This window comes from uncultured Campylobacter sp. (assembly GCF_938030815.1).
Classification (GTDB): domain Bacteria; phylum Campylobacterota; class Campylobacteria; order Campylobacterales; family Campylobacteraceae; genus Campylobacter_B.
Genome location: NZ_CALHII010000244.1, coordinates 1 through 9,001, shown reverse-complemented (window position 1 = coordinate 9,001; position 9,001 = coordinate 1). Strand labels below are relative to the sequence as shown.

At 46.8% G+C, this 9,001-nt stretch carries 12 protein-coding genes; 8 read left to right on the top strand and 4 right to left on the bottom strand.

Going from position 1 to position 9,001, the window contains the following annotated elements:
- From Q0277_RS09155 to Q0277_RS09145, 3 genes are all read left to right on the top strand, one after another.
- Positions 1-650: radical SAM protein (locus tag Q0277_RS09155; protein ID WP_297997445.1), on the top strand; the 650-nt coding region annotated here is incomplete at its 5' end.
- On the top strand, positions 631-1,281 hold the full coding sequence (locus Q0277_RS09150; RefSeq protein ID WP_297997444.1) for a lysophospholipid acyltransferase family protein: 651 nt from the start codon (positions 631-633) through the stop codon (positions 1,279-1,281). The genes Q0277_RS09155 and Q0277_RS09150, both read left to right, overlap by 20 nt.
- A gap of 46 nt (positions 1,282-1,327) precedes the next feature.
- Positions 1,328-2,083 carry a hypothetical protein gene (locus Q0277_RS09145; RefSeq protein WP_297997442.1) on the top strand — a complete coding sequence of 252 codons (756 nt, stop codon included), beginning with the start codon at positions 1,328-1,330 and terminating at the stop codon, positions 2,081-2,083.
- A 226-nt stretch (positions 2,084-2,309) separates the two neighbouring features.
- On the opposite strand, the gene Q0277_RS09140 is transcribed toward Q0277_RS09145, so the two are convergent.
- The 4 genes from Q0277_RS09140 to panC are packed head-to-tail and all read right to left on the bottom strand — an operon-like array spanning position 2,310 to position 6,295.
- Positions 2,310-2,966 (bottom strand): metallophosphoesterase, encoded by a 657-nt coding sequence (locus Q0277_RS09140; RefSeq protein ID WP_297997441.1) that lies wholly within the window; start codon positions 2,964-2,966, stop codon positions 2,310-2,312.
- The gene (gene tilS, locus Q0277_RS09135; protein ID WP_297997440.1) at positions 2,963-3,964 is read right to left on the bottom strand and encodes a tRNA lysidine(34) synthetase TilS; all 1,002 of its coding nucleotides are present in this window, start codon (positions 3,962-3,964) and stop codon (positions 2,963-2,965) included. Before tilS ends, Q0277_RS09140 begins: the two co-directional genes overlap by 4 nt.
- On the bottom strand, positions 3,961-5,472 hold the full coding sequence (locus Q0277_RS09130) for a MiaB/RimO family radical SAM methylthiotransferase (protein WP_297997438.1): 1,512 nt from the start codon (positions 5,470-5,472) through the stop codon (positions 3,961-3,963). The genes tilS and Q0277_RS09130 overlap by 4 nt, the downstream gene beginning before the upstream one ends.
- A 1-nt stretch (position 5,473) precedes the next feature.
- Entirely contained in the window at positions 5,474-6,295 is an 822-nt protein-coding gene (gene panC, locus Q0277_RS09125) for a pantoate--beta-alanine ligase (RefSeq protein WP_297997437.1), read from the bottom strand.
- Positions 6,296-6,460: 165 nt separating this feature from the next.
- Here panC and Q0277_RS09120 point away from each other — a divergent pair, with 165 nt between their 5' ends.
- From Q0277_RS09120 to Q0277_RS09100, 5 genes are all read left to right on the top strand, one after another.
- Complete coding sequence (locus Q0277_RS09120; protein WP_297997436.1) at positions 6,461-6,760, top strand: DUF883 domain-containing protein; 300 nt, start codon at positions 6,461-6,463, stop codon at positions 6,758-6,760.
- A gap of 259 nt (positions 6,761-7,019) precedes the next feature.
- Positions 7,020-7,256, top strand: coding sequence for a hypothetical protein (locus Q0277_RS09115; protein ID WP_297997434.1), 237 nt, complete (start codon positions 7,020-7,022; stop codon positions 7,254-7,256).
- 59 nt (positions 7,257-7,315) lie between these two features.
- Positions 7,316-8,413: a peptide chain release factor 2 gene (gene prfB / locus Q0277_RS09110; protein ID WP_297997433.1), complete on the top strand. Its 1,098-nt coding sequence runs from the start codon at positions 7,316-7,318 to the stop codon at positions 8,411-8,413.
- A gap of 20 nt (positions 8,414-8,433) precedes the next feature.
- Complete coding sequence (locus Q0277_RS09105; RefSeq protein ID WP_297997431.1) at positions 8,434-8,769, top strand: type II secretion system protein; 336 nt, start codon at positions 8,434-8,436, stop codon at positions 8,767-8,769.
- 10 nt (positions 8,770-8,779) lie between these two features.
- Positions 8,780-9,001 (top strand): hypothetical protein (locus Q0277_RS09100; RefSeq protein WP_297997430.1); only part of this gene is annotated, 222 nt, incomplete at its 3' end.

The following is a 9,001-nucleotide window of genomic DNA, read 5'->3' as shown; positions in this document are numbered from 1 at the left end:
TGCGGCTTGGCGAGATAGAGGGTATCGAGCGTATCCGCTTTACCAGCCCGCATCCGCTGCATATGGACGATAAATTTTTGGACGTTTTTTGCAATAATCCTAAAATTTGCAAATCGATGCATATGCCGCTGCAAAGCGGCTCGAGTAAGGTTTTGCGCGATATGAAGCGCGGATATACCAAGCAGTGGTATCTAGACCGCGCGCTTAAGCTACGCCAAAGCTGCCCGGGCGTGGCGATTAGCACCGACATCATCGTGGGCTATCCGAGCGAGAGTGAGGATGATTTTGCTGAGACGATGGAGGTATTAGAGGCGGTAAAATTCGAGCAGGTTTTTTCCTTTAAATTTAGCCCGCGACCGCTTACGCCAGCAGCAAATTTAAAGCCGCTTGATGATGAAATTTCAAGCGAAAGATTAAGCAGGTTGCAAAGCGCTCACGTTAAAATTTTAGACGAGATCGCAAGAGTGCAAAAAGATAAAATTTTCGATGTATATTTCGAGGAGCTGCGCGAGGGCGGCACTGTGTGCGGTAGAAGCTTTTCAAATTTTTTAATCTGCGCGCAAGGCGGCGAGGAGCTACTAGGAAAAACGCGCAGAGTACGTATCGAAAAGACCGCCAGAATGGCGCTTTATGGAAAAGTTATCGCTTAAAAAGCGGCTATTTTTCCGCGTCGCCGAATATCTCATTTTTATTCTGATTTGGTGTATTTTTTTAACGTGCAGGGTTAAATTTACCCCCACGAAGCTGCCCGAAAAGCCCTGCGTCGTCGTGTTTTGGCACGGAAGGCTAGCGATGATGAGCTTTGCTTATAGACGCTGGTGGCTGCGGGATTTCGGCAAGAGGCGCGCCAAAGTCATCATCTCGGATCACAAAGACGGCGAAATCATTACGCGCGTGATCTCGCATTTTGGCATCGGCGCGATCCGCGGCAGTAGCTTCAAGGGCGGCGCGCGCGCGCTTATGGGCGCGATCAAAGAGATAAAAAACGGCACCGACATCATCATCACCCCCGACGGCCCGCGCGGTCCGCTTCACAGCGTCGCGGATGGAGCCGTGATCCTTGCGCAGCGGCTAAGCTTAGATATTTACGCGCTAAATTACGAAGCGAGCAGTTTTTGGAAATTTCGCAGCTGGGACGAGATGGTCTTGCCAAAGCCCTTTTCGCGCATAAATTACAGCCTCAGTGCGCCGCTAAATTTAGAAGGACTTGGCCTTGAAGCGGGCAAAGAGGCGATCAGGCGACTGCTTTTTGCAAGCGCTGAGCAGGACATTAAATTTTAGTTTGAAATAATAGTGTTTCGATATAATTGCAATTTTAGGAGAAAAAATGGCACTATTTAAAGCAAAATCATTCCTCGGCGTCGCTAAAAGTGCCGACGCATGCGAGTTTTTTTATAGAAAATTGGGCTTTGGTAAAAGAATTTTGGATGAGAAATCCGATCGCTTTCCCATCGCGCAAGAAAACGATCTGGCTACCTCGCTGGCAGGCTTTGCGGATCTGAGTGATAAAAATTTAATCTCTTGCGTGCTGATTGACGACGAAAATCAAAGAGTGCATTTTAACGAGGATTATATGATTAAAGAAAATAGCATTTATCAAAAAGTCGATGATAGCTTCATAGTGGAATTTCCTCGCGTAAGTGCACAGGCGGCGGATGAGACTTTTGGAATAGAATTTAGCTCGCACGCTAGTTTATTTAAAATTTTATACTTTTTGCTAAAAAATCAAAGCGATTTTGAAAATATGGCGATGTTTGCGCTGAAATTTAATAACCGCGCATGTTTCGTCGTCGCCAACCAAGAGCGCGTGCTCTACGCCGATATAATGCGTATCGACGAGGAGATGCAGGCGGCGATGAGCGATACTGACGAGCTATTTTACGAGCTTTTAAATTTTCAGATCGAGACCTTCTACAAATCCGAAAATAGCGAGTTTCTCACCAACGTTTTCATCTATTCCGACGGCACACTTAGCAACGAGATCGGTTATGTGATTTTCACGCGCATATTCATCAAAACAAATTTGATAAATCTAAATTTCGCCGATTACATCAACAAAATCGCGATGCTGGAAGCCCGCTAGATCAAATTTTTTGCTCCGCACCTAGGCAGAATTTTAAAATCTTATCTTTGCAATTGCGCTTGCTTGATACGATTTAGTTGCCTGTTTGCGCCGCATTTTATTAAATTTTATCTCGCGTTACATAATGGATTTTGGCTGGGTAAAATCATTCGTATTTAAATCAACTCGATTTTAAATTTAAGCTCATTTGCCGCAAAGATCCGTCTTGCACCGCAAATTATATTTTTTACGAATCCAGATTAATTTTACGTAAAAAATTTTCTATCAGAATCCGCCTTTGTTCCACGTCGTCGCTATCGCTAATGCCCTCTAGCTCGCTTGCGTGATGAGCCTTGGGCGGGATATCTTTCAGATACGACCACACCTCGTCCTCGCTTAAAATTTTGCCGTGCAGATCAAAGCCCACGTTTAGCGCCCTGCCCGAAACCTCGGCGATATCTGCATGCAGGTGACCGTAGAGCATCAGCGCGCCATAATGGCAGTTTGCCCACTCGATCATCGGGTAGTGAGACAGAGCCGCTCTCTTATGCGATAAGTGCACAAAGGCGTAGCCTACGATCTGCTCAAACATAAAATTACCGTCCGCCTTGCGTCCGCTTAGCAGCTCGTTTTTCATCGCAGCGATGCGCCCATCGTGGTTGCCGAGCACCAAAAAATGTCGCCCGTTTAGTCTGCGAAGCAACTCGCAAGTGTGCGCAAAATCCTTGTGAAAGGATACGTCGCCGAGATTATAGACGAGATCCTCGGGCGTAACGAGCGCATTCCAAGCGGCGATGAGATTTTCATCCATTTCGGCTACGTTTGCGCCTTTTCTAAAATTCGGATATTTTTTCAGTACCAGCTCGTGGCCGAAGTGCAGATCGGAGGTAAAATAAACGCTCATAAAAGCTCCTTAAATAGCGCAAGATCCGCGCCCACGGCAAATAAAAATCCGCGGTTTATCGGTGGGATAGCAAGCCGCCTGCACGCTTCTTTAAATTTCTTTTCCATCGCCGCTTTGATATATGGCGTCACAAAAATAAAATTTTTGTCCGCACCCACGGCTACCTTGCCGCCTAGCACGCAGTCAGCGCCGTTTTCTAGGCAGCGCGTACATTCGTTTCGCTGCGCCGAGCTTAGCACGAATCCTAGTCGCTTGCATGCCTGATCGACGCCGCGAAGCTCGTTTGCACCGCGTTTTACGAGATAAATTTTTGCTGCGGGATTAGAAATTTCTGGAGCCAAATTTAACGAATCGGTCGCCAAAAATTTAAAACTTTTTTTCACGCCGCTAAAATATTCGTCCAAAAACGGCTCGCTAAATTTCGCGCGAATAAAGCCGCGCTTAAACCGGTCCGTTAAATTCGTCTCGTCGGTGAAATATTTTAGGTTTCGCTCACGCAAAAACCGCTCCAACTCGCACTTTCGTACGCCTAGAAGCGGTCGAGCGATCACGTAGTCCTCGCGAGCTTCAAGCTCTTGCATGCCAAGTAGCTCGCTAAGCCCCGCGCCGCGCCCAAGCTGCATCAAAAACCACTCGAATTTATCATCAAACTGATGCGCCAAAATCAAATTTTCATATCCCCGCTCGCGGCAAATTTGGCCAAAAAACTCATATCTGGCCGCGCGCGCCTCGTGCTCGAAATTTGACGCGCCCAGACGCACGCTTTTTACGTAGATTTGTTTGTTAAATTTGGCCGCTAAGTCTCGCGCCGAGGCGACCTCGTCCTTGCTCTGCGCTCGGACATTATAGTCAACGATCGCGAGGTCAAATTTCACACCCGCCTCGTCCAGAAGGTAAAAAAGCGCCGTGCTATCGACGCCGTGCGAAAAAGCAAGCAGATTTTTGCTAGCTCGTAGCAAGGCTAGAATTTTGCTTGGAATTTCGGGCGAGTTTTTCATTGTCCTTGCGAACTTCTCAATACTCGCGCAAGTAGTCTATCGCCCGCAAATTCCGTGATTTCGCACTCGTATAGACCGCCTACTTTTAGATTTTGCACGTAGCTTTCGTTGATTAAAATTTCGCCGTCGATGTCCTTGTCCCATGCAAGAGGCTTGGCGCCGTAAAAAAACTCGCCCTCGCTGCTGGCACCTTCGATTATTAGGGGCATCTTTTTGCCTACGAGCGCGTGCATGCTGCTATCTATCGCTTCGCGCGTGATTTTTTCGATTTTATTCAGACGGCGACTAATTGTCCGTGCGGGGATCTGCGGCATCGCAAAGCTCGCCGTATCCTCCTCCTTGCTGTAGGCAAAAGCTGAAATTCTATCAAATTTAAACTCCTGCAAAAAGTCGCAAAGCTCGTCAAATTCTACGTCTGTTTCGCCTGGGTGTCCGACGATGACGCCCGTTCGTAAAAATGCGCCCGGCGCACTTCGCATTAAATTTAAAAGCTCTTTGATCCGCGCCGCGCTCGCGCCGCGCTTCATCAGGCTTAGCATTTTGTCGTTTATGTGCTGAATCGGCATGTCGAAGTAATTTGCGAAAACGGGTGAGCCCACGATCGTGCGGATGAGTCGCTCGTCGGTGCTGGTAGGGTATAAATACAGCACGCGCGCGACCTTGACGCCCTTTATTTTTTCGATGCGTTTTATCAGCGCGACTAGATCTATGCCCTGCTCGTGGGCTTTTTCGTCGCCCGCGCTCTCGTCGCTAGAGCCCTTACCGCAGGAGAGCCCACTTTGAGCGGAAATCTTATCTCCCGCGCTGCCGCTTGAGCCATCGGAATTCTGCCCGTCGCGAAAGCCCGCAAAATTTAACTCGCCTTCGGAGCCTTTAAAATTTGATCCACCCTTGTTGCCGCATCTTAGATCGCGACCATAGCTGCTAGAATCCTGCGCGATAAAGCTGAAATCGTAAAATCCGCGCGCTACCAAACTGCGTACCTCCGCTTCGATGTCCTCGATACTGCGGCTTTTTAGGCGACCTTTGAAGCTCGGAATGGCGCAGAAAGAGCATTTTTGATTACAGCCCTCCGAAATTTTAACGTAAGCGTGGTAGTTTGAGCCCGTTATCACGCGCGAAGAGGTAAGCGCGGGACTTTGCAGATAGGTTTGCGGGCTGAATAAATTCTGCTTTTTTAAAATCATCTCATCGATTTTATCGTAGTCGCCGACGCCGCTGAAAATATCAACCTCGGGCAGCTCGCGCATAAGCTCGTCTTTGTAGCGCTGCATCAGACAGCCCGTGACGACCAGCAGCGCGCCGCTTTTTTTCTGCTCGCTAAGCTTCAAAATCGTGCGGATACTCTCCTGCTTGGCGCTTGCGATGAAGCCGCAGGTATTTACGATCATCACGTCCGCACTCGCAGGCTCATCCGTGAGCTCGTAGTTTTGCAGACGCCCGAGCATGATCTCGGAGTCGACTAAATTCTTATTGCAGCCTAGAGAAACGAGATGGAGTTTTGCCATTTTACAGCCAGATATTATCGATCAGACGGGTTGTTCCGACTTTGGCGGCTACTAAAATGATAGTATCTCCCGACTTGATCTGCGAAATTTCATTAAATTTATAATCCACGAACGCTATATAATCGACTACCAGCGGCTCAAGCACGCTAAGCATCTTTTCGCGGATGATATTTAGGCTGATCTCACCTTTTTTAATAAGCGAGCTGGCGTTTAGCAAGGAGCGCGAAAGCTTAAGCGCCATAAGCTTTCCCTCCTCATCCAAATAGGCGTTGCGCGAGCTAAGCGCGAGCCCATCGCTTTCGCGCACGATCTCACAAGGGATGATATTTATAGGCATAAAAAAGCTCTTTACCATCTTCTGCACGATGAAAAGCTGCTGGGCGTCCTTTTTGCCCATATATACGTTGAGCGGACGCACGAGATTAAAAAATTTATTTAGCACCTTAAGTACCCCGTTGAAATGCCCCGGCCGCGTCTTGCCCTCCAAAATTTCGCTTAACGGCTTAGGCGCGATAATGCCCGGCTCACAGGAGCCGTAAATTTCATCTACGCTCGGGATAAAAAGCGCGTTCACATCGAGGCTCTCGCAAATTTTAATATCGCCCGCTTCGTTTTTTGGATAGCTGTTTAGATCCTCGCCCGGCAAAAACTGCGCCGGATTAAGGAATGCCGAGACGATTACGATGTCGTTTTCGTTCCGCGCCCTTTTTATGAGGCTCGCATGCCCCGCATGCAAAGCCCCCATCGTAGGCACGAAGCCCACGCTGCCGCTTGCCGCTGCTCTGAAGCTTTTTAGCTCCTCTACGCTTCTAATGATCTGCATTGTTCTCTCTTTTCAATATAAAATATTAAGGCTGGCAATTATATCAAAAAATATTAAAGGTATAAATTAAGCGCGAAAGGGCGGTCTATTTAGCGAGCGTTAATCAATAAGTACTAAAATCTACCACGAGCTTTAGCTCTAAAATAAACTTCAAAAGGAGCGAAAATGGCTACTCAAGAGACAAATTTAGATTCTTTGAAAAAGGATATCGACTCTTTAAGAGCGGATTTTAAAGAGATTATGAAGTCTATCAAAAACATAGGCGCAGAGCGTGCGGAGTCTGCTAAAGATAAAATTCTAGATCAGCTAAATAGCAATGAGATCAAAAAATATATAGATGATCTAAGGCTTAAAGGCAAAGACGGCATAGAAAGCGTAAATGACACGATAAAACAAGATCCGATAAAAAGCGTCGCTATCGCTGCGGGCGTCGGATTTTTGCTCGCTTGGTTGCTGAAAAAATAATGGCCGGCATATCTGAATTTATAGTTTCGGTAGTAGAGCTCGTAGACGCTCAAGCTAGCGATATTAGGCGCTCTTTTTTAAAGAGCGCCAACTCGGTTTTACTAAACATAATTACGGGCGTAATTTGCATTATAGGCTTAGTTTTCTTTTTGCTAGGGCTGTACGCGCTTCTTGAAAAAACTATCGGAGAAATTTGGGCGTATTTTGCCTGCTCCATTGCGGCTTTTTTATGTTCCATTATCGTGTATAAGGTACTTTCGTGCAAAGCGAAATGACAAAAGAAAAGCTAAGGCTAGTGGTGTCTATGCTTGAAGACAAAAAAGCCGATTTCAAAAAGTTGAAGCTAGAAGAAGCAAAGCTAAAACTGCTACTAAATGACCCTCTGCCCGATCTCTCGACGGAGCTTAAACTGATTAATCACGGCAATATCAAACAGGTTTTGATATCCCTAATAGATAAATGCTTCATAATGCCCGCCTTAAATAAAATTTTATAAACAACCTTAATCCAAAATATGTTATAATCACGCTAAAAGCATAAAAAAGGTTTTAAATTTTGGATAATTACGAATACACGGAACTTTTAAAAACCCTAAATACTAAAGTCGAAAATATTGCGGGCGTCGTAAAGCCGGAGAACATCAAAGCGCGCCTAAAAGAGATTGAGGAGCTTGAAAATGATCAAAATCTCTGGCAGGACGTCGCGAAAGTAGGCGCCATCGGCAAGGAAAAAACTAAAATTTCAAATATCTTAAATAAATTTCTAAACGCTAAAAATGCCGTAGACGACGCAAAAGCTCTATATGAGCTGGCAAACTCGGAAAACGACGAAGAGACGATAAACTCGCTTTTTACCGAGGCGGACGCGCTAGAGGATAAGATCATAAATTTAGAAATTTCCATGATGCTTAGCGGTGAAAACGACGATAAAAACGCTATCGTCAGCATTCATCCGGGCGCGGGCGGTACGGAGAGCAACGATTGGGCGAGTATGCTATACCGCATGTATCTGCGCTTTTGCGAGCGAGAGGGCTTTAAGATCGAGGTTTTGGACTTTCAAGAGGGCGAGGAAGCGGGTCTTAAGGACGTTAGCTTCATCGTGCGCGGCGAGAACGCTTACGGATATCTGAAAGCCGAAAACGGCATCCATCGCCTGGTGCGCGTTAGCCCATTCGATAGTGCAGGGCGCAGGCATACGAGCTTTTCAAGCGTGATGGTAAGCCCCGAGCTAAATGATGATATCGAGATAAATATCGAAGAGAAGGATATTCGTGTCGATGTGTTTCGCGCAAGCGGCGCAGGCGGGCAGCATATCAATAAAACCGAAAGCGCCGTGCGTATCACGCACATCCCAACGGGTATCGTAGTAAACTGCCAAAATGATAGAAGCCAGCACAAAAACAAAGAAACGGCGATGAAGGTGCTAAAGTCGCGCCTTTACGAGCTTGAGCTGATGAAACAGCGCGAGAAGGACGAGAACGCGCCTAAGAGCGAGATCGGCTGGGGGCATCAGATCCGCTCCTACGTACTTTTCCCATATCAGCAGGTCAAGGACAACCGCAGCGGCGAGGCGTATAGCCAGACCGACGCGATCTTAGACGGCGATATAAAAAGCATAATCGAAGGCGTTTTGATTTCACAAGCGAACAGATAAATTTTTTTGAAAGGATGAGAATGAGTGAAGATGGAATTTTGCTAGCGCTAGGATATAGCGTAAACGACGCGACGGTCGCGCAGCTGCGAGGAATTTTATCGAAGTGTGATTTTGAGGATAACGAGCTTGATCGCATCGTGGGGCTGAACGATAAGCTTAAAATTTACGGTGCGCACGTGGCTATGTCGAATTCAAATCCGTATTTTAAGATAAAAAATGACGCTACAAATGAGGAGCGCAAGATTGCTGCGGAGCAGATCATCCGATCTTGGTCGGAAAAATTTAAGCTCAAGCTACAAAAGGTCGCGGGCAAAGAGACCTATTACATTTTGGGTCGCCAAATTTCAAAAAATTAAGGAGCAAAATATGAAGAAAATTCTAGCTTTGATCGCCGCCGGTGTATTTTTAGCAGGCTGCGTTAGCAACGCACCAAAAAGCGCAGTCGATGCGCCAAAGAGCGGCAAATATTCTTTCGCCGATGTTCAAGACGGTATCCGTGCGATGAACCTACAAGGCAGCGTCGTGCAAAGCGATGCGTGCAAAAACGGCAATGGCGCGATGGCTTGTTGTAGGCCGCCTTCGGCTTCG